This is a genomic window from Pseudomonas sp. S49 (assembly GCF_009866785.1).
In the GTDB taxonomy this organism is placed as follows: Bacteria; Pseudomonadota; Gammaproteobacteria; order Pseudomonadales; family Pseudomonadaceae; genus Aquipseudomonas.
Map to the genome: position 1 here is coordinate 2,366,869 of NZ_CP019432.1, position 17,215 is coordinate 2,384,083.

The 17,215-nt window shown below is 57.5% G+C and carries 28 protein-coding genes; 24 read left to right on the forward strand and 4 right to left on the reverse strand.

The features are described 5' to 3' along the window. Nucleotides 1–9 precede the first annotated feature (9 nt). From PspS49_RS10395 to PspS49_RS10405, 3 genes are all read right to left on the reverse strand, one after another. Complete coding sequence (locus PspS49_RS10395; RefSeq protein WP_160039094.1) at nt 10–321, reverse strand: hypothetical protein; 312 nt, start codon at nt 319–321, stop codon at nt 10–12. After that, a complete protein-coding gene (locus PspS49_RS10400; protein WP_238786335.1) occupies nt 318–641 on the reverse strand; it encodes a hypothetical protein in 324 nt (107 codons plus the stop codon). Before PspS49_RS10400 ends, PspS49_RS10395 begins: the two co-directional genes overlap by 4 nt. 369 nt (nt 642–1,010) lie before the next feature. Further along, nucleotides 1,011–1,172, reverse strand: coding sequence for a hypothetical protein (locus PspS49_RS10405; RefSeq protein WP_160039096.1), 162 nt, complete (start codon nt 1,170–1,172; stop codon nt 1,011–1,013). A 122-nt stretch (nt 1,173–1,294) separates the two neighbouring features. Here PspS49_RS10405 and PspS49_RS10410 point away from each other — a divergent pair, with 122 nt between their 5' ends. After that, on the forward strand, nt 1,295–1,525 hold the full coding sequence (locus PspS49_RS10410; RefSeq protein WP_160039098.1) for a hypothetical protein: 231 nt from the start codon (nt 1,295–1,297) through the stop codon (nt 1,523–1,525). Between the two features lie 606 nt (nt 1,526–2,131). Continuing rightward, complete coding sequence (locus PspS49_RS10415; RefSeq protein WP_160039100.1) at nt 2,132–2,440, forward strand: DUF1654 domain-containing protein; 309 nt, start codon at nt 2,132–2,134, stop codon at nt 2,438–2,440. A 51-nt stretch (nt 2,441–2,491) separates the two neighbouring features. Here PspS49_RS10415 and PspS49_RS10420 read toward each other — a convergent pair whose 3' ends face one another. Continuing rightward, nucleotides 2,492–3,319, reverse strand: coding sequence for a S24 family peptidase (locus PspS49_RS10420; RefSeq protein ID WP_160039102.1), 828 nt, complete (start codon nt 3,317–3,319; stop codon nt 2,492–2,494). An 88-nt stretch (nt 3,320–3,407) separates the two neighbouring features. Between PspS49_RS10420 and PspS49_RS10425 the strand changes: the two genes are divergently transcribed. From PspS49_RS10425 to PspS49_RS10520, 22 genes are all read left to right on the forward strand, one after another. Next, nucleotides 3,408–3,617, forward strand: a complete 210-nt coding sequence (locus tag PspS49_RS10425; protein ID WP_160039104.1) for a hypothetical protein — start codon at nt 3,408–3,410, stop codon at nt 3,615–3,617. Nucleotides 3,618–3,683: 66 nt separating this feature from the next. Then, on the forward strand, nt 3,684–4,106 hold the full coding sequence (locus PspS49_RS10430) for a phage regulatory CII family protein (protein WP_160042488.1): 423 nt from the start codon (nt 3,684–3,686) through the stop codon (nt 4,104–4,106). 70 nt (nt 4,107–4,176) lie between these two features. After that, nucleotides 4,177–4,878 (forward strand): phage antirepressor KilAC domain-containing protein, encoded by a 702-nt coding sequence (locus tag PspS49_RS10435; RefSeq protein ID WP_160039106.1) that lies wholly within the window; start codon nt 4,177–4,179, stop codon nt 4,876–4,878. Continuing rightward, the gene (locus PspS49_RS10440) at nt 4,878–5,627 is read left to right on the forward strand and encodes a DnaT-like ssDNA-binding domain-containing protein (RefSeq protein WP_160039108.1); all 750 of its coding nucleotides are present in this window, start codon (nt 4,878–4,880) and stop codon (nt 5,625–5,627) included. Before PspS49_RS10435 ends, PspS49_RS10440 begins: the two co-directional genes overlap by 1 nt. Then, a complete protein-coding gene (locus tag PspS49_RS10445) occupies nt 5,624–6,307 on the forward strand; it encodes a replication protein P (protein ID WP_160039110.1) in 684 nt (227 codons plus the stop codon). Before PspS49_RS10440 ends, PspS49_RS10445 begins: the two co-directional genes overlap by 4 nt. After that, nucleotides 6,300–6,509 carry a hypothetical protein gene (locus PspS49_RS10450; RefSeq protein ID WP_160039112.1) on the forward strand — a complete coding sequence of 70 codons (210 nt, stop codon included), beginning with the start codon at nt 6,300–6,302 and terminating at the stop codon, nt 6,507–6,509. The genes PspS49_RS10445 and PspS49_RS10450 overlap by 8 nt, the downstream gene beginning before the upstream one ends. Continuing rightward, nucleotides 6,500–6,802 carry a nuclease domain-containing protein gene (locus tag PspS49_RS10455; protein ID WP_160039114.1) on the forward strand — a complete coding sequence of 101 codons (303 nt, stop codon included), beginning with the start codon at nt 6,500–6,502 and terminating at the stop codon, nt 6,800–6,802. Before PspS49_RS10450 ends, PspS49_RS10455 begins: the two co-directional genes overlap by 10 nt. Continuing rightward, complete coding sequence (locus PspS49_RS29980) at nt 6,799–6,930, forward strand: hypothetical protein (RefSeq protein ID WP_275113741.1); 132 nt, start codon at nt 6,799–6,801, stop codon at nt 6,928–6,930. The genes PspS49_RS10455 and PspS49_RS29980 overlap by 4 nt, the downstream gene beginning before the upstream one ends. Next, the gene (locus PspS49_RS10460; protein WP_160039116.1) at nt 6,927–7,358 is read left to right on the forward strand and encodes a VRR-NUC domain-containing protein; all 432 of its coding nucleotides are present in this window, start codon (nt 6,927–6,929) and stop codon (nt 7,356–7,358) included. Before PspS49_RS29980 ends, PspS49_RS10460 begins: the two co-directional genes overlap by 4 nt. A gap of 367 nt (nt 7,359–7,725) precedes the next feature. Next, nucleotides 7,726–9,006 carry a site-specific integrase gene (locus PspS49_RS10465; RefSeq protein WP_160039118.1) on the forward strand — a complete coding sequence of 427 codons (1,281 nt, stop codon included), beginning with the start codon at nt 7,726–7,728 and terminating at the stop codon, nt 9,004–9,006. Nucleotides 9,007–9,008: 2 nt separating this feature from the next. Further along, nucleotides 9,009–9,323 (forward strand): hypothetical protein, encoded by a 315-nt coding sequence (locus PspS49_RS10470; RefSeq protein ID WP_160039120.1) that lies wholly within the window; start codon nt 9,009–9,011, stop codon nt 9,321–9,323. A 2-nt stretch (nt 9,324–9,325) separates the two neighbouring features. Beyond that, on the forward strand, nt 9,326–9,889 hold the full coding sequence (locus PspS49_RS10475) for a hypothetical protein (RefSeq protein WP_160039122.1): 564 nt from the start codon (nt 9,326–9,328) through the stop codon (nt 9,887–9,889). A gap of 174 nt (nt 9,890–10,063) precedes the next feature. Continuing rightward, the gene (locus PspS49_RS10480; protein ID WP_071171686.1) at nt 10,064–10,438 is read left to right on the forward strand and encodes a putative holin; all 375 of its coding nucleotides are present in this window, start codon (nt 10,064–10,066) and stop codon (nt 10,436–10,438) included. Beyond that, entirely contained in the window at nt 10,439–10,720 is a 282-nt protein-coding gene (locus PspS49_RS10485) for a phage holin family protein (RefSeq protein ID WP_071171687.1), read from the forward strand. A gap of 64 nt (nt 10,721–10,784) precedes the next feature. Then, on the forward strand, nt 10,785–10,964 hold the full coding sequence (locus tag PspS49_RS10490) for a hypothetical protein (RefSeq protein ID WP_160039124.1): 180 nt from the start codon (nt 10,785–10,787) through the stop codon (nt 10,962–10,964). Next, nucleotides 10,955–11,329 (forward strand): HNH endonuclease signature motif containing protein, encoded by a 375-nt coding sequence (locus PspS49_RS10495; RefSeq protein ID WP_160039126.1) that lies wholly within the window; start codon nt 10,955–10,957, stop codon nt 11,327–11,329. The genes PspS49_RS10490 and PspS49_RS10495 overlap by 10 nt, the downstream gene beginning before the upstream one ends. A gap of 159 nt (nt 11,330–11,488) precedes the next feature. Further along, entirely contained in the window at nt 11,489–11,974 is a 486-nt protein-coding gene (locus PspS49_RS10500) for a phage terminase small subunit P27 family (protein WP_160039128.1), read from the forward strand. Continuing rightward, on the forward strand, nt 11,974–13,701 hold the full coding sequence (locus PspS49_RS10505; RefSeq protein WP_160039130.1) for a terminase TerL endonuclease subunit: 1,728 nt from the start codon (nt 11,974–11,976) through the stop codon (nt 13,699–13,701). The genes PspS49_RS10500 and PspS49_RS10505 overlap by 1 nt, the downstream gene beginning before the upstream one ends. A 7-nt stretch (nt 13,702–13,708) precedes the next feature. Further along, entirely contained in the window at nt 13,709–13,873 is a 165-nt protein-coding gene (locus PspS49_RS29665; protein WP_174245053.1) for a hypothetical protein, read from the forward strand. Continuing rightward, entirely contained in the window at nt 13,866–15,203 is a 1,338-nt protein-coding gene (locus PspS49_RS10510; protein ID WP_238786336.1) for a phage portal protein, read from the forward strand. The genes PspS49_RS29665 and PspS49_RS10510 overlap by 8 nt, the downstream gene beginning before the upstream one ends. Continuing rightward, nucleotides 15,200–15,907, forward strand: a complete 708-nt coding sequence (locus PspS49_RS10515) for an HK97 family phage prohead protease (protein ID WP_160039132.1) — start codon at nt 15,200–15,202, stop codon at nt 15,905–15,907. The genes PspS49_RS10510 and PspS49_RS10515 overlap by 4 nt, the downstream gene beginning before the upstream one ends. A gap of 9 nt (nt 15,908–15,916) precedes the next feature. Continuing rightward, on the forward strand, nt 15,917–17,167 hold the full coding sequence (locus tag PspS49_RS10520; RefSeq protein WP_160039134.1) for a phage major capsid protein: 1,251 nt from the start codon (nt 15,917–15,919) through the stop codon (nt 17,165–17,167). The last annotated feature ends 48 nt before the right edge of the window (nt 17,168–17,215 follow it).

Sequence of the window (17,215 nt, forward strand, 5' to 3'; positions counted from 1 at the left end):
TGATGCGCTTCATTTTTCGGCGAACGTAATGCCGTTCTCCTGGGCGATCAGCTTCACGCGGCTGATGCGCATGTCGAGCGCGGTGGCGGCCATGGAAGCGGTCTTGCCGGCTTCGGCCTGGGCTTTCACCTTCGGTGCGTCTTTGTCTCGCAGTGCACGAAGCTTCTTGGCGTGAGGCGTGGTGCCCAGCACTGGCGCGTTGGCGCTGACGCCTGCCGGGATCTCCTTGATGTGTTTGCCGGCGCCGAAGAAGTCTTCCAGTGCGCGGTTCAGGTTGGCGGTGATCTCGTCGCGCGGATCAGGCAGTGGGACGCCGATCATGACCGGTCACCCGAAAGCGTTACCTTGATGCCGGCGGCGCGCGATTCGAGCTGCTGGGCAAAGTTGACCGCCTCCTTGTAGCTGAAGCGGAAGCCGCGGACCTTGTCGGTAGCCAGTTCCACGATGTGGAAAGCGTGCGCACCCTTCGGCACAACCTGGTAGCGAATCTTCTGCACGGGTGGCTCCTTGCCGATCAGGGCGTAGAACGCGGCGGTGGCGATGGTGGAGCGAATGTGCAGGGCCGCGACCCCGTCGACTCGCTGTTGAATTGATGGATGCATGGCGATTACCTCGATGGGGTTGCGTGTATTCGTCAGCACTCTGTGCCGCCTGCTGATTGCCGTTGGGCGCAGGGGGGAGTGCTGACGGATAAAGGCTGTGGGAGCGAACTGCGTGTTTTGTTGGTGGCTCTGTCTGCCAGCGCCCGGAATAGAGCGGCGCCGCCTGTGGGAGCGAAGCGAAGAAAAGGCCCAACTGGACGGGAGGGCCTTTTGGTGTTTCCGATGCAGTGATCTCAGATGGCTTGGTTTTTGGCGGGATCGTTCAGCGCCAGAACGCGGCGACCCCGGCGATACATCGCCATCGCTCACGGTGTGCACGTTGCGGATCGGTTGGCAGCGCGATAGAACAGGGCGGTTCTGGCCGCACATGACCCAGCGCTGCGCCGATCAGGATGATGAAGAGAATATTTATTCAGCCTGGAGAGATTCGATTGCCGCCCGGTAATCCGCAGCGTTGGTACGGCTGTTCGCCGCTTCGTCGTACTGGCCTTCACGCTCCTGAATTACTGCGTTCTGCTCGCAGTTCGTGGCATGGTGTTCAAGCAGATCGATTGCCTTGTCGTTCTTCATGGTTAATTACCTGCCGGTTGGAAGGGTGGCCAGCGGCCGGCTCACCACTGCCCAGGTGACGGGCTTTGCGCTAGGCTGAGCGCTCTCACACAACACAGCCTGCAAAGGAGAGCGAACTTGCTATGCGCAAATTCAAATTGAAGTATCGGAATGACATTGATGATTCATGCCCGAAGTACTACGAGAGCGCCGAGCCAATCAAAGTTGGTGATGCGATTCTTGTCGATAACGGCTTCTGGCACGGCGTTACGGACATTCGAATTCTGAAGAAAGATATTCAGCTAACTCTGTCGAAATCGTCTCAGTCACCAGAGGAAGCGAAGCTTGTAATGAAGCAGCTATCGTCCGACTGAGGACGATCGTCGCGAACTTCAAACAGCTATGCCTATCGAGTTCTGTGCTCGGATGCATCAGAGTCATTTTTGTTCGAAGACCTGGCTCACCTTGTTGCGCCAAGGTCATGAGCGCCGCCTCTATTCTTGCTGAGAGAGTAGGGCGCTCAACCTCCGGCAAATCCTTAGTACTGAATTCCGCCTGCCTCATGTCAAAACTCCTCTTGGTCATCCCAAAGCACCCTCGTTAGAAGGTGCTTCAGTGATGTTCGCCGCTGATGACCCGCAACTGGCGGCCGTCATCAGTTCAAATCGATTGTTCTTCCGACCGCGACATCGTCCGCCGGATAACTGATTCGGGGCTTTACGCTGCGCACCCTGGGACAGTTGCCATCCCTCTGAATCGTTTAGGCCGATTCATCGCTGCCTTGCTGAGGCCGGTGGTTATCCGGCGGTGACTTCAATTTAGAAAACTAAACAGAGATCGTCAACTTTTATTTTAGAAAACTTAACTGATGGGACGAGCGAGTTATTCGTCGAGATCGTTTTGCCAGTACTTACGCAGTGGAATTTGCTGAGGTATGCTCCTTAAAAACTGTACATCCATACAGCAATAGGAAAGCGCTCATGGCAAAGTCGAAGCCTGCAGTCAAACACGTAGTGAGTGGTTTAGAGCGTCTTGGTTTGCGCGTCTCAGCGATGATTAATCACCCAATCGCCCAAGAACAGCGGTGGGTAACGATCCACAGATTGGACAGCGATGGCGACATGGAATGGGATGAGGTGATGTCGCTGATATCCGAAACCGACGGCATCGAAATGACTTTCAACGACGATGGTTCGGTAACGCTGCGTTGGGAGGCATCGTCCGAAGACGATCCACAGGTTCAGGAGCGTGAAGAATTCACGCTGATGGATGAGCCCGCGCCGTTTTGAAGCAGCAAAAAGCCCGCATATGCGGGCTTTTTTCGAGCTGGCTACGGACGATCAGACCTTGCGGGCATTCCAAACGAGCAAGACCTTCGCGTGAATTACTACGTCGTCAATGCGAGCCGTCTGGTTCTCATAGTGCTGGTTATCAGAAATCAGCCGGTAATGGTCTTCATCCAGGCGCATTACCCGCTTGATATACAGCTCTTGGTGCCAAGTCAGCAGATATATCCCCTCGCCGACGAACTCCTTTATCCCTCGGTCTACTACCACCAGATCCTTGTCGTTGATGGTTCCCTCCATCGATTGACCCCAGCCAGTGACCATGGCTAAAGCCGTTGTCGACGTGTACGTCACGCCCTTTTCTCGCAGAATTTCTTCTCGCACGACAAGGTTGCGAACTGCCTCGTTGTACTCGGTCGGCACCTGACCGTGACCCATAGCACCACGCACATCATATTGTGGAATCAGGATCTCTTCCTGTTTCGGCTTGAGGCTCGCGAAATTCGCAGGTAGGTACGATAAGTTCGTCTCTATGGAGTGATCAGCTTCTTCGGCGGCTGCGAGCATTGTCTCCCGCGCCTTCGCCGAAAGCTTTTTCCCGGCGTTCGAGGCGAGCATCTGCGCGACCAGATCGGTAGTCGAGGCGCTCACAGTCTGCTGCCCATCAACGGTGGCGCCAGGCGAACCGGTGCCATCTGAAAGCCAGTCAGGGGAGCAATCAAGCACCCTGGCAAGGGCGAGTAAATTTTTGCCCTTCGCGCCATTTGTTCCACTCACCCAAAAGCTGACGGTCGCCTTAGAGACGCCAGTCTGTTTGCTGAGGTCGGTAGCGTTGAGGTTGAGCTCCCTCATTCGCGCCGCGAGTCGGTCTTTAAATTCCATATTTAGGATTCTAAACATTTCACTGTTTAGATAACTTGCCTTGTAGTGTTAAGAACTCTAAACTCGCCGGAGACACAGGAGTCAATCCATGACCTACGACGAAGCCCTGAAGCATTACCGCACCGGCCGCGCGATTAGCGAAGCGCTACGCGTAACAGGTAGTCGGGTATCGCAGTGCCGTACAGCGGGTGGTTTCTCCTACCCGATGCAGTGCGTTCTCGAGAAGGAATCTGGTGGAGCGTTGATCGCGAAGCTTGAAGACGAACCAGCCGGTGCCGAGAAGAACACCGCAGCCTGATCCGCCGAACAAATGATCGCCCAGGTATCGCTGGGCTTCCACGGAAACAAATTCGAGGTTTTACGAATGGAAGATTTCTTGAGAGCCACCCACGCGACTGTCAAGGAAGCGGGTGCTGAGGAACTGGCGGGGAAGATGTGCATGGCTCACGTGAGCTTGCTGCAGCGCTCGAACCCGGACAACGCCGCGCATCACCTGACCATTGAACACCTGTTCGGCGTGCTTCTTCACACCCAAGACATGCGCCCGTTGATGGCGCTCGCTGATCAATTCGGGTTCGACCTGGTGGCTCGCGAGAAGCCAGTCGCTAAGCCGCTGATGGTCGCGCTGGGTCATCTCTCCGCAGAGTGCGGCGACGTTGGGCGACTGATCTTCGATGCCGCCGCTGACAACCACATCAGCCAGCACGAAAAAGCCCAAGGAGAGAAAGCAATCATAGAGGCGATTGATGCTCTGCAAATTTTGCGGGAATCGCTGAAGGCGGCCTGAATCTCAGGCATAAAAAAACCGCCTGGCAGGGCGGTTCTTTCAACAACTTGTAAAACACGGTGGGGCCATTATGAACACGATCGTCGCTCCAAGCAATACGGTCACCATGTCAAGTCGGGAGATCGCCAATCTTACTGGCAAGCAGCACAAGGACGTCATTCGGGACATCCGCGTCATGCGTAAAGCACTGCTCGATGATGGCGCAGATCTGCGCCATCTTCATGAGATCAAGGATGGACGTGGATACACAGCCGAGTTCAACCTCGACCGCGTACTGACTGAAACATTGCTGACCGGCTACAGCATCCCGCTCCGGCATCGTGTCGTGACACGTTTGGCCGAACTCGAAAACGTGTCGCGACATGTGGCAATACCGCAAACCCTTCCTGATGCACTTCGTCTCGCTGCGGATCTCGCGGACAAAAATGGCGAACTCCAGCGTGTCATTGAAAAACAAGCACCCAAGGTTGCGGCGATCACTCGATTGGCAGCTTCTGGTGGGGCGATTTGCATCACCGACGCAGCCAAACAGCTTGGGATTGCCCCGGCGCGCTTGTTCTCCTGGCTTGAGCAGCATCGTTGGATATTTCGGCGTCACGGCTGCAAGCGTTGGGTTGCCTATCAGCCCCGCATTACTTCCGGGCACATGACTCACAAAGTGACTGCGCTCAAGCCCGATCCCGAGACCGGTATTGAACGCGCCGCCTTCGACCCGATGGTCACCCCCAAAGGCCTAACACGCCTTGCTGAACTTCTGCAGGAGGCCGCGTAATGGCCGGCGACTGGATCAAATTCGAACTCACCACTTTGGACAAGCCCGAGGTTTGCCAGATCGCCGACCTGGCTGACATCGATCCTGACGCTGTCGTCGGCAAGCTGATGCGCGTTTGGGGCTGGTTCGACCAGCAAACCGAAAAAGGTAACGCTCCGAGCGTTAGCAAAAAGTTACTCGATCGTTTGGTCGGCGTTACTGGTTTCTGTGAACACATGAAATCGGTGGGATGGATGATTGAGGAGGACTGCGTTATTGGCCTCCCGCATTTCGAGCGTCACAACGGGAAGACCGCCAAAAACAGGCTTCTCACGGCAAAACGCGTTGCAAACCACAAAGCAGGTAACGCAAAAGGTAACGATGCAATCGTTAGCGGTGCGTTACCTAAAGAAGATGTAGAGAAGAATAAAGAACCTCTCTCTGCGCGAGACTCCGTTGACCCTCGTATGCCAAGCGAGATGACCCTCGACTGGACGCCCGACGCCAAGCTGCTGAAGACCTATGCAACTCACTCCGGAGTGGTATTGACCTTGTTCACCGATGAGGTGCGCCGCGCATTCACCGCTCACTACGAACCTCGCGGGCAGGTGAACACGCAGGCCGAATGGGTGCAGATGCTGGTCAAGTGGGTTGTGAACGACAAGGCCCGCGCAGCGGCTTCGAACGTTACCCAGTTCAAACCGAAAGCCGCACCTACCTCAGATTTCGATGATAGCGATACCGACTGGCCGAACGGGGTGACGTCATGAAGACTGTTTCTGTGATTGCTCAGGATCTCTGGACCAAAGCCCAGTCCGGTGAATTCATCGCGGCGGGGGATGCGGGTCCGCTAGTGAGTGAAGCCAACAGCACCCTGGTAACAGCCATCAACGAGTTGTTCAAAGAGCTGCGTTCCATCCGCTCGGCGTGGCGCCAGGCATGGCCGGACAAGGAAACCTATCAGGCTTCGAAGCGTCAGTGGCTTCAGGCTTTTCTTGAGGAGGGTATCTGTACTCAAGGGCAGATCGATTTCGGCATGACCCAAGTTCGCAAGCAGCCCGGTGACTTCATCCCAAGCCCCGGCCAGTTCATCGAATGGTGCAAGCCGACCCCTGAAATGCTTGGTCTGCCACCGCTTGCCGCAGCACACCGGGAAGCGTGCCGTAACGCTCACCCAGGCATGGCCGGGCAGGGCAAGTGGTCGCATGACGCGGTCTGGCACACGGCAAAGGAATGTGGTTTTGAAAGCCTTAACAAATTGGACTCAGCCCTCAGTCTGAAGCTGTTCGAACGTAACTACACCATCACAATTCGCCGCCTGCTTGCCGGTCTTCCGCTTCAACCAATGCCAAAAGCACTGCCACCGCGCACCGCAACGAAGGCGACGCCGGAAGTCGGCCTGGGCGCCATTGCTCAGCTTCGCGCCACGCTGGGAGGTGCCCGTGGCTAATCCTCATCTCGTGACCACAAACCCGGCTGATTACCGTTTCGCAGTGCACTGCTGCAGCTACAAGTGGGAACTCACCGACAAGCCCGATCGCGCCGTCGCTTTGTTCGAACACTCGTCGGCCGCCTTGAAGTTCGGCCAGGTGATGTGGCCATCGACCTACGAGGTGATCGACCGCATCACCGGGGAGCGGGTATGCGCTTGACGTCGAAGAAACTCCGCGCTTCGGCGAACGGCCAGGACTGCACTCTACGCATGCCGGGCGTCTGCAACCACAACCCGGAAACCACCGTGCTCGCGCATTTGCCTTGCGGGCAGAAGGGCATGGGCATGAAGGGCTTCGACACAGTGGCGGTGTACGCGTGCAGCGCCTGCCATGACGTAATCGACGGCCGCGCCACCGGCGAGATCGATTGGCAGGACGTGCCGCGCGCGATCGCCGAAACCCACGAAGCCCTCATCAGGGCAGGAATTCTCACCGTAAAGGGGGCCGCATGATCGCCTTTCTGGAAACTAATCTTGTCCACTTTTATCTCGGCTCGATGCTGATCATGTTCGGCGGCTGTTTCTGGGGTGTTCGTCGGCTATCGCGCCGCGCCCGTATTGCGCGGGGTAATGGCGGATGAGGGCTTTCACTCCGAAGCTGTTCAAGCCAAGGCCTTGCCGTGCCAAACCAGTGGACCGGGAAGGGCTGGAACAGGCCGCGCTGATGCGTGAGCTTGAATTGTGTTACCCGGCAGTGTTCGATCTGATCTACCACGTCCCGAATGGTGGGCACCGGGTGAAGGCAGTCGCGGCCAAGCTGAAAGCCCAAGGCGTTAAGGCCGGTATTCCCGACCTGGTGCTGAGCATGGCCCGCGGCGGTTACTTCGGGCTGTACATCGAATTCAAGGCTACGCCGCCGAACGATGCGGCAGTTTCGGCGAACCAGCAGGAGCGCCTGCGCAAGCTGAACGATCAGGGATATCTCGCCATCGTCTGCCGTGGGCACTTCGACGCGATGGAGCAGATCCGCGCCTACCTTCGCCTCGCTCCTACAGTGGTGGCTGCATGAAGCTCGTAGACAATCAACACATTCAGTCAGAAGCCCTGAAGCGGATAGGGTTTCCACGAAACATGGATGCAGCAAGTCTCACAACTCCGAACTTTGATCGTTTACTACGACAAATGGACGAGCTGAAGGCTTCGGCCGGCCCGTTCCAAAATGTAGTGATCTGCGTGGACTGCCTGAAGGTCCATGACTGCCCATTTGACGCCAAGTTTGAAAACTCTTTTTCCCACCGCCGAGTGTGCGGGCATTGTGGCAGTCGACACGGTTTTCGCGACGTCCTCGGCCGCTGGATATCGTTTGCAAGGCCTTGGGCATTTTGGACTTGGGGTAGTGGTTGCTGGGCGTTTGATTTCTGCACAGAGGCGAAATCATGAGCACCGCCGCGGTGAAGATCACCGAAGCCGAGATCAAGCGCCAGGCCGCTGGAACCGTGCAGGACGTGCGCGACCTCGAAAACAAAGGTCTGTATCTGCGCTTCAACAAGGCCCGCACCGGTGGTTCGTGGTACCTGGTGCTGAAGGGCAAGTGGAATCCGATCGGCACCTTCCCCGAGCTGACCCATAAGCAGGTCGTCGCGGCGTTGCCGTCGCTTCGGCTGCGTCTGGCCGCCGGCGAAGGCGCGAGCCTGTCGAAGTGGGTCACCGTGGGTGAACTGCTCGACTGGTTCGCTGACCGGATGTCGCGTGATCGCAATCTGTCGACCAAGCGCAAAAATACCGGCGCCTCAATCATTAAGTGCCACCTGAAACCGCGCTTGGGCGATGAGTCGCTGATCAGCCTCGACAAGGCGAAACTCGACACGAAGCTCATGTGGCCGTTGCAGGAAATTCTTTCCATCGACTACGTGCGTTCGGCATTCCAGTTGCTGGCCCTGGCATTTCGGCAGGCCGCCAAGCTGGCGATGATCACGTCCAACCCGATGGCGGCGATCCGATTCAATGACTTCTCCAAGGCGAAGGTCGGGATCAAGCCGTCTCGCCTGCGCGGCGTTCAACTGGAAGGTCTGCTGCAAAAGTTGGCCGAGGTCATGCCCGTCGCGCCGCTGGATTCGATGCTGGCTCTGATGATGTTGTGCCACGGCACTCGGATCGGCGAAACCCGCATGGCGCGCTGGTCGCACATCAGCCTGGCCGAGCGCGAATGGTTCATCCCGGCCGAGAACACGAAAACCGGTGTCGAGCATCACCTGCCCTTGACCGAGCAGGTGTGCGCGCTGCTGACTCGGTACCGCGAAGGTCAGTACGCCCGAGGCTATGAGGGCCAGTGCCTATTCCCGGCGCGCAACGGCAAGGCGCTGGGTGAGGCTCAGGGCTGCGCCGTGTTCCGTCGATTGGGGCAGGGCGAGTGGACCAGTCACGACCTGCGCAAGGTGGCGCGAACTGGCTGGGCAGATATCGGCATTGACCACCTGATTGGCGAGCTGCTGATCAACCACGCCATGGGTCACAACGTGAAGGTGTACATCCAGTCGGACGTGATGAGCCGCAAGCGTGATGCCCTCGAACAGTGGCACGCGCATCTAGATCAGAAAGGCTTTGCAGCGATTCACGGATTGACCGGCTTTAGATTTGAAGATTCCGGTAATTCGCTGCGAGCCACAGAACACAAGGCCTGCAAGGCCATTGAAGAAACAACCATAGGCGAGGTTTAAAAATGGATAAAAAGCAGCATGGCCCCGCCTTTGTGCGCCGCCAGATCCCGCTCACCGATTGCCCGTCCTGTGCCGGGAAAGGGCTGGTGAAGGGCGTGTTTCATCAACTCGACTGCATCGGTTGCCATGCTTCCGGCCTGGTGCACGCCGAAACGCTTGAGCCGCTGCCAGTGGATGACTTGGTCGTTCAGCTCGGCATGCTGATCCGGCAAGAGCGCCACATCGCAACGCTGCCACGCGAGCCATTGACCATGGCCGATCTGTACCAGCAAACCAACACTCGCGGGCCTGGTGGCTCGGCCATTAAAGGGGACTGATAATGGGTAGGTATAAGGACGTGATGGGGACCCTGGTGCGAGTGCTCGCCGCCGATAACATCGACAACAGCACCAAGCAGTCTTGGCAAAAGCTGATTGATGCCGATCTGCGTAAGGGCGGCAATGGCAGCTCCCTTTCTCCACGCGACAAGTTCGATTACGACTGCTGCCTCTATGCATTGCTGCACCGTCAGCTTGAACCTGCGCAGTGGGATGTTCTGGTCGCGAAGTATTCGACGCACAAGGCCAACAAGGTCGCCGCGATTGGCCGTTTGGTTGCGCGCATGACCTCGCCAGCGCCCCAGCTGTTCATTTACAAGGCGCTCACAGCATGGGCAATTCCGAAGCTCAAGGGCGTTCAGTTGGGCAAGCGCTCAACCGACATGATCGTCCTGCCGGCTGAGTTCTACGACATGAACACTTGGGATCTGGCTGGCTCGCCGGAGCGCACGCGGCGTAACTGGCGTGGTGGCATCCATAAACGACTTGAGCAGTTGGAAGAGGCTGCGGTGATCCATGCCACCGAGATTTTCGATCGCGAAGAAATCTTCGTTGATGCCGCTTGACCATGATGGCCACTTGGCCGTAAATTAACCCCATCATGTCGATCTTGCGTGTGGTGATACTCAACCGCACACAATAGCGTTTAACGACACACGAAGCCCCGCCACCGAGCGGGGCTTTTTCGTTTTCGGGCATTGCCCAGGCCACGCAGGCCTCTTTTATTGATGGAGCGGCACATGGCTGAGCCGAGCACTGGCGCACTCGCTGTAACTGGTGTGGTCGCCAGCCTTGGCTTGGGTGCAGCTTTCCCCCAGATCGACCTGTCGGCACTTGTTGGAGCGTTCGGCGGAGCGTTTCTCTTCGTCGTAGCAGCGGACGCCATGCCAACTTGGCGCCGCATTGGTTATCTCTTCGCCGGCTGGATCGGCGGTTATTTCGGCGCTGCCGAACTCTTGGGGCTCACCTGGACCAAAACAGCGGGATTCAGCGGATTCGTCTGTGGCGCGATCTGTGTTGCAGTCGCAACCGGCATCCTCGAATGGATGCACACAGGCATCATGCCGCGCTGGCTGCAATGGTTCTTCCGCCTCCGGGCACGGAAGGAGAGTTAAATGGCTGCTGTCATTCAGGCCGCACTTTGTGCGGTCATCTTTACCATGATCGGGTTGCGCTACAGCCCCTATCCCAACTCACGCTACAAGCTCTCGATCTCGCTGATCGCTTGGGCTGCGTGTGCTGTAACCGGCATGCAGTGCGTGAGTCTGGTGGGCCGCATGGTGATCGAGGGTGAGTTTGCTGACGCGTCGTGGTTCAACACTGCTTTCTATGGGTTGGCTGCTGTTCTGGTCTGGCGTGCCCGCGGCAACGTCGCTCGCATAGTGCAGGTGGACTGAATGGCTACTTGTAGTGGATGCGCCGCCCGGCGCGAGTGGATCAAGAAGTGGAGCAAGGTGGCTTATGAGCGATCCGTTGATCTCATTGCTGGAAAGACTGGTAGTCGCTCAAGAGAGCACGGCGCAGTCGATGAGCCAGGTAGCCCAACGACTCGACCTGCTGATCCAAGCGATGGCAGAGGATGAGCCAGAAGATCCCGACGCTCAGCCTCTGACCTATATGGATGGCTCGCCATGCCGTTGAGGTCCAAGAAGCCATGCAATGCCCAGGGATGCAACGCGCTCACGCGCAACCCTCGGTACTGTGATGATCATGCGCACCTCCTCAAGAGTACGGCGCGTGCCAAGCCCCGCGAGAGCAGCACCAAGCGTCACTACAACTACAAGTGGCAGCAAGCACGCGCTGGCTGGTTGGCAAAGCATCCGTTGTGCCGCCACTGCACTGAGCGCGGACTGGTTGTGGTAGCAACGGATGTCGATCACATCATTCCCCACAAGAACGACATGACACTGTTCTGGGACAAGACCAACTGGCAAAGCCTATGCGGTCCGTGCCATTCGGCCAAGACGGCCTCGGAAGACGGCGGTTTTGGCAACGCGCGGCGCTGAAAACAGAAAATCGCCGCGAAAACAGTGAAAAACGGCTCGAATGAGACGAATTCGCACGCAGGGGAGGGGGAGGGTCGAAAGTTCAGGGCTTTTCGCTTCTAGACCGCGCCCTCAACTCTTTCTTCACGACCGCGAAATTAAAAATCCAGGAGTTGCGCGATGGGAGGCACCGCCACGGTCGCCGGCCGTGGTCGCAAACCCAAGCCGACGGCCAAGAAAGAGCTGGCCGGTAATCCGGGGAAACGCGCCCTCAACAAGGCCGAGCCCCAGTTTTCAAAGATCACAAATATTGATCCGCCTGAATGGTTCAGCGAACGAGCGGCCACCATGTGGAACATGATTGTCCCGGAGCTGCTGCGCGAGAACGTGGTGGCAATTACCGATCTGCATAACGTTGAAGCGTTCTGTAGCGCCTATGACAACTGGCGTATGGCGCAGGAGTCGATCGCGGCGCACGGCATCGTAGTGAAGGGCGCAACCGGTGGGCCGATGAAAAACCCTGCGCTTACCGCTGCGAACGAAACGATGCGCCAGATGGTGACATTCGGATCGATGCTTGGCCTCGATCCAGCCAGTCGCACGCGCTTGATCGGGGGAAACAAGGAGAAAGAAACCAACGAATTCGCCAACCTGCTGAGATCCTGATGACCAAATCCACCCATCCAAATGTCGACAAGGCGACGGCGTGGGGTCGGTCATTGCTTCGAGGAAAGGTTCCGGCTTGCCGTTACATCCACCAGGCGGTACAGCGTCACTTTGACGACTTGGCTGCCAGCCGCAAGCGCGGCTTCCGCTTCAAGTTCGATCCTGACAAGGCAGAGAAGAAGCTGAAGCTGATGCAACTCCTGCCGCACACAAAAGGCGAGTGGGCGTTCAAGCGGCAATTGATCACCCTGGAACCATGGCAATTGTTCGGCCTGGCGGTGACGTTCGGCTGGGTCAAAAAGAAAGGCGGCCACCGCCGGTTCCGTGAAAGCTACTGGGAAGTGCCTCGCAAGAACGGGAAATCGGTAGTAGCGGGCGGTGTGGGCATCAGCATGTTCGTTGCCGACGGCGAGTTCGGTGCCGAGGTGTATGCCGGTGCGACCACAGAAAAACAAGCGTGGGAGGTTTTCCGCCCGGCCAAGCTGATGGTGAGCAAATCGCCGATGCTGATCCAGGCGGCCGGTATTGAGGTTAACGCCTCGAACATGAACATCCCGTCCGACTTCAGCCGCTTCGAACCATTGATTGGCAACCCGGGCGATGGCGCATCACCGAGCTGCGCTATCGTCGACGAATACCACGAACACCCTACATCAGCTCAGTACGACACCATGCTCACCGGTATGGGTGCAAGACGGCAGCCGTTGATGTTCATCATCACCACCGCCGGCGCCGATATCGAAGGTCCCTGCTACGACAAGCGCCGGCAAGTCGTGGAGATGCTGGCCGGCACCGTGCCCGACGAAGAGTTGTTCGGCTGGATCTGGACGCTCGACGAGGGTGACGACTGGACAGATCCGAAGATGCTGGCCAAGGCCAACCCAAACCACGGTGTCTCGGTGTTCCAAGAGTACTTGGAGAGCCAGCAAGCCAGGGCGATTCGATCGGCACGCTTCGCGAACACCTTCAAAACGAAGCACCTCAACCTCTGGGTGAGCGCGAAATCTGGCTTCTTCAACATGGAAGACTGGAGATCCTGCGAGGACACCACGCTTACGCTTGAGCAGTTCGAGGGACAGGAGTGGATTGCAGGCTTCGACTTGGCGCGCAAGCTGGACATGAACTCGCGGGCACGGTTGTTCTGGCGGGTCATAGATGGCAAGACCCACTACTACAGCGTTGCGCCGAAGTTCTGGGTGCCCTATGACACCGCTTACAACAGCGACAACAAGCGCATGTCCGAGCGGTTCCAGGCGTGGATCAATTCAAAGCACCTGGACATAACCGACGGTGCCGAAATCGATTACCGCGAAATCTTCGAAGACACAAAAGAAGCCAATCACCAGGCGCCGGTTCGCGAATGCCCAATCGACCCACACGGTGCAACTGGCCTAAGCCACGACCTCGACGACGAAGGCTTCAACCCGATCACGATCACGCAGAACTACACCAACATGTCGGACCCGATGAAGGAACTCGAGGCGGCGATCACCGCGGGCCGGTTCCACCACGATGGGCATCCGATCATGACCTGGTGTATCGCCAACGTGATCGGCAAAAACATGCCCGGGAACGACGATGTTGTGCGGCCCATAAAGCAGGGCGACGACAACAAGATCGACGGCGCCGTCGCGCTGATCATGGCTATCGGCAGGGCGCTAATTCTGGTCAACGACAACAGCGGCAACATCAGCGACTTCTTTTCGAAACCAATCATTGTTGGATAACTCACCCATGGATACAGGCCTGATCCTCTTTATCGTGACGGCCATGGCCGCACTGTGCCTGTTCGTTGCAGGCATCTTCGTTTTGGCTGGTCTCGGATGGTCTCTTGTTGCTGCCGCAGCGTCGCTCCTTGGCGTTGCTGGCTTCATTCGCAAGGGGCTGACCGGTGACTAAACCACTCAAATCTGTGCTGCGTCAGGCTATGGTCAAGTCAGCAGAGCCAAGCTTGGTCAAGTCGTCGCTCGCTGGCTGGGTCGGTCGGCGAATCGGCCTGGGTGATAAAGCTTTCTGGAATGGCTTCTACGGTACTGATTCAGCCTCCGGCAAGACGGTCAGCCAGCAAACAGCGCTGCAACTGTCCACGGTTTGGGCCTGCGTTCGACTGATTGCTGAAACGTTGGCCACGCTGCCGATCGCGCTTTACGAAGATAAAAATGGCGTGCCAGTGGTCGCTACGACCCATCCAGTTCATCGCGTTATCAGCCAGCAACCGAATGCTGATCAGACACCGGTTGAGTTCTGGGAGTGCGTAGTCGCGAGTCTCCTGCTCAACGGAAACAGTTTCAACGAGCCGCACTGGGCTGGGGCCGAGCTCTCCTCTCTGGAGTTCATCTTGCCGCAAGCTGTATCGCCCCCGCGGCGGTTGAGTAGCGGTGAAATCGAGTATCGCTTCATGGATAGCCTGGGTAAGTCACACACATTGCTTGACGAGCAAATGATGCACACCCGTGGTTTTGGTACGGATCCACTGTGTGGGCTCAGTCCATTGGCTATGGGGCGCAATGTGTTCGGTGCCGCGATGGCCGCTGACGAATCGGCCAGCAAGATGTTCGCCAATGGAATGAAGTTGGGCGGGGTGCTTTCCACCGACCAGATATTGAACAAGGCGCAGCGCGAAGACATTCGTGAGGACATGGCGGCCAAATTCGCAGGCGCGGTTAACACCGGAAAGACGATGGTACTGGAAGCAGGGATGAAATATCAGCAGGTATCCCTGACTCCAGAAGACGCCCAGATGCTGCAAACCCGCGGCTTCAATGTCGAAGAGATCTGCCGTTGGTTCCGCACACCGCCTTGGATGGTGGGCCACACCTCCAACAGTACGAGTTGGGGAACGGGCATGGAGCAACAGATGCTGGGATTTCTCAGCTTCACGCTGCTGCCTTGGATGAAACGCATTGAGCAGAGCATCAATCGCCGTTTGCTGCGTCCTGATGAGCGCCGACGTTTCTACGCCAAGTTCAACCCCGAAGGTTTGCTTCGCGCTGATAGTGCTGCCCGTGCAGCGTTCTACAGCTCGATGACTCAGAACGGTATTTACACCCGCGACGACTGCCGGATCAAAGAGAACCTGGCACCCATGGGTGGGAACGCCGCGAAACTCACTGTCCAGTCGAACATGCTGCCCATCGACAAGCTCGGTGGTGACGCAGGCGATGCCCAGCAAGCGCGTTCTGCTCTGCTGGACTGGCTCAATGACAAGCCGAAAGGTAATTCAGAATGAAACGAAAAGACCAATCGGTGGCGGTGAAATACCGCTCATTCGACTACGACGTGAAGGCTGTCAGCGATGACGGCCTTTTTTCTGGCTACGGTTCCGTGTTCGGTGTGATCGACAGTTACAACGAGATCGTTGCACCCGGGGCCTTTCTTGACTCGATCGCCGAACTCAAGGCCAAGGGTCGGACGTTGCCTGTTCTATGGCAGCACCGCACCGCCGAACCAATTGGTTCCTGGGCGTTGGAAACCCTTAAAGAAGATGACCGGGGTTTGTTCGGCGACGGCGAACTCTGGCTGGCTGATGCGCCCTATGCGCGCATAGCCATGCGAGGCATGAAATCTCGGTCAATCACCGGTCTATCCATCGGCTACTACGTGCGCGAGTCGAGCTTCGACGAAAAGACCCGGATCCGCACGCTGACCAAACTGGATCTGGTCGAGATTTCCATTGTGACCGTGCCGGCCAACGACGAGGCGAGGACGGACGTTATCAAATCGAAGCTGGCCCATGGTGGCCTACCTTCGCTTCCCGAATTCGAATTGCTCCTGCGCGAGGCAGGCTTCTCGAAAACTCAGTCCGCGGTGATTGCCAATCGCGGCCTGCAGCATCTGCTCCGGAGTGAGTCCGCGGGCGACCAGGCTGAAACCCAAATTGCCAAGGCACTGCACGCGCAGTTGAGCCAAGGCCTGTCTCTCCCATCGTTTTGAGGATTCACCATGAATTACCTGAGTAACGGAGCTCGTAGCGAGCAACGCCAATTTCAGCGCAAAGAGCGTGCTGATGATCAGCTGGAACTGAAAGATGTTCTGGATGCGCTGCAAAAGCGTGACCTGGACATCAAAACCTTTGCCGAGAAAGCCGGCGAAGAAATCAAAAACCACGGCAAAATCCTCGACGACACCAAAACCATCCTCGATGGCTTGGTCAAATCTGGCCTGGGCCTGCAAGACCGTCTGAACGAAGTCGAGCAGAAGCTGAGCCGCCGCGGTGCAGCAAACGACGAAGGCGTCAAGTCTATCGGTGAGCAGTTCACCGACGGCGACGACTTCAAAGGCCTGGCGGAAAAAGGTCGCGGTGTTGCTCGGATGCGTTTGAAGGCTGTGACCAGCATCACCAGCGCCACTACCGGCACCGGCGGTGTAGGGGTTGCCATCGAACCGACGCGCGTGCCGGGCATCATTCAAGGCCCGGATCGTCCGTTCACCATTCGTGATCTGATCATGCCTGGCAGAACCAGCTCCAACGCAATCGAGTACGTGCGTGAGTCGGGCTTCCAGAACATGGCTGCACCGGTTGGCGAGACTCTGGCAAAACCTCAGTCTGACCTGTCGTTTGAACTGATCACCACCACCGTCAAAACCATCGCTCACTGGTTCCGGGCTTCCAAGCAGGTGCTGGCGGACGTTCCGTTGCTGCAAAGCTACATCGACGGCCGTGCGATTTACGGCCTGAAATATGTCGAGGAAAACCAGATTCTGGCTGGCAACGGCACTGGTCAAAATCTCCTCGGCCTGATTCCTCAGGCTACACCGTTCAACGAGGCTCTGCGCAAAGCGGGCGACACCAAGATCGACCTGCTGCGCCGGGCAATCTTGCAGGTGCGCATTGCCGAGTATCGTGCCAGCGCAATCGTCCTCAACCCGGTGGACTGGGCAGACATGGAGCTGGCGAAGGACAGCACCGGCAGCTACATCTGGGTCAACGTGCAGGAAGGTGGCCAACCTCGCATGTGGCGCCTGCCGGTTGTTGATACCAACGCTATGCCTCAGGGAGAGTTCATGGTTGGCGCGTTCGATATGGCTGCCCAGGTCTTCGACCGTGAAGATGCAAACGTCGAGGTTTCGACCGAAGACGCTGACAACTTCACCAAGAACATGGTGACTATCCGTGCGGAAGAGCGCCTGGCGTTGGCGGTGTACCGTCCGCAGTCGTTTGTCCACGGTCCTTTCACTGACCCTACGCCGTAAGGCTTCGGGCTCTCGCTAGAGGAGAGGCCCGGGAAACCGGGCTTCTGA

Excerpts from the sequence above, each read along its gene's own strand:
- PspS49_RS10395 (WP_160039094.1), bottom strand. The coding sequence starts at position 321 with ATGATCGGCGTCCCACTGCCTGATCCGCGCGACGAGATCACCGCCAAC.
- PspS49_RS10405 (WP_160039096.1), bottom strand. The coding sequence starts at position 1,172 with ATGAAGAACGACAAGGCAATCGATCTGCTTGAACACCATGCCACGAAC.
- PspS49_RS10410 (WP_160039098.1), top strand. The coding sequence starts at position 1,295 with ATGCGCAAATTCAAATTGAAGTATCGGAATGACATTGATGATTCATGC.
- PspS49_RS10415 (WP_160039100.1), top strand. The coding sequence starts at position 2,132 with ATGGCAAAGTCGAAGCCTGCAGTCAAACACGTAGTGAGTGGTTTAGAG.
- PspS49_RS10420 (WP_160039102.1), bottom strand. The coding sequence starts at position 3,319 with ATGGAATTTAAAGACCGACTCGCGGCGCGAATGAGGGAGCTCAACCTC.
- PspS49_RS10425 (WP_160039104.1), top strand. The coding sequence starts at position 3,408 with ATGACCTACGACGAAGCCCTGAAGCATTACCGCACCGGCCGCGCGATT.
- PspS49_RS10430 (WP_160042488.1), top strand. The coding sequence starts at position 3,684 with ATGGAAGATTTCTTGAGAGCCACCCACGCGACTGTCAAGGAAGCGGGT.
- PspS49_RS10435 (WP_160039106.1), top strand. The coding sequence starts at position 4,177 with ATGAACACGATCGTCGCTCCAAGCAATACGGTCACCATGTCAAGTCGG.
- PspS49_RS10440 (WP_160039108.1), top strand. The coding sequence starts at position 4,878 with ATGGCCGGCGACTGGATCAAATTCGAACTCACCACTTTGGACAAGCCC.
- PspS49_RS10445 (WP_160039110.1), top strand. The coding sequence starts at position 5,624 with ATGAAGACTGTTTCTGTGATTGCTCAGGATCTCTGGACCAAAGCCCAG.
- PspS49_RS10455 (WP_160039114.1), top strand. The coding sequence starts at position 6,500 with ATGCGCTTGACGTCGAAGAAACTCCGCGCTTCGGCGAACGGCCAGGAC.
- PspS49_RS29980 (WP_275113741.1), top strand. The coding sequence starts at position 6,799 with ATGATCGCCTTTCTGGAAACTAATCTTGTCCACTTTTATCTCGGCTCG.
- PspS49_RS10460 (WP_160039116.1), top strand. The coding sequence starts at position 6,927 with ATGAGGGCTTTCACTCCGAAGCTGTTCAAGCCAAGGCCTTGCCGTGCC.
- PspS49_RS10465 (WP_160039118.1), top strand. The coding sequence starts at position 7,726 with ATGAGCACCGCCGCGGTGAAGATCACCGAAGCCGAGATCAAGCGCCAG.
- PspS49_RS10470 (WP_160039120.1), top strand. The coding sequence starts at position 9,009 with ATGGATAAAAAGCAGCATGGCCCCGCCTTTGTGCGCCGCCAGATCCCG.
- PspS49_RS10475 (WP_160039122.1), top strand. The coding sequence starts at position 9,326 with ATGGGTAGGTATAAGGACGTGATGGGGACCCTGGTGCGAGTGCTCGCC.
- PspS49_RS10480 (WP_071171686.1), top strand. The coding sequence starts at position 10,064 with ATGGCTGAGCCGAGCACTGGCGCACTCGCTGTAACTGGTGTGGTCGCC.
- PspS49_RS10485 (WP_071171687.1), top strand. The coding sequence starts at position 10,439 with ATGGCTGCTGTCATTCAGGCCGCACTTTGTGCGGTCATCTTTACCATG.
- PspS49_RS10490 (WP_160039124.1), top strand. The coding sequence starts at position 10,785 with ATGAGCGATCCGTTGATCTCATTGCTGGAAAGACTGGTAGTCGCTCAA.
- PspS49_RS10495 (WP_160039126.1), top strand. The coding sequence starts at position 10,955 with ATGCCGTTGAGGTCCAAGAAGCCATGCAATGCCCAGGGATGCAACGCG.
- PspS49_RS10500 (WP_160039128.1), top strand. The coding sequence starts at position 11,489 with ATGGGAGGCACCGCCACGGTCGCCGGCCGTGGTCGCAAACCCAAGCCG.
- PspS49_RS10505 (WP_160039130.1), top strand. The coding sequence starts at position 11,974 with ATGACCAAATCCACCCATCCAAATGTCGACAAGGCGACGGCGTGGGGT.
- PspS49_RS29665 (WP_174245053.1), top strand. The coding sequence starts at position 13,709 with ATGGATACAGGCCTGATCCTCTTTATCGTGACGGCCATGGCCGCACTG.
- PspS49_RS10515 (WP_160039132.1), top strand. The coding sequence starts at position 15,200 with ATGAAACGAAAAGACCAATCGGTGGCGGTGAAATACCGCTCATTCGAC.
- PspS49_RS10520 (WP_160039134.1), top strand. The coding sequence starts at position 15,917 with ATGAATTACCTGAGTAACGGAGCTCGTAGCGAGCAACGCCAATTTCAG.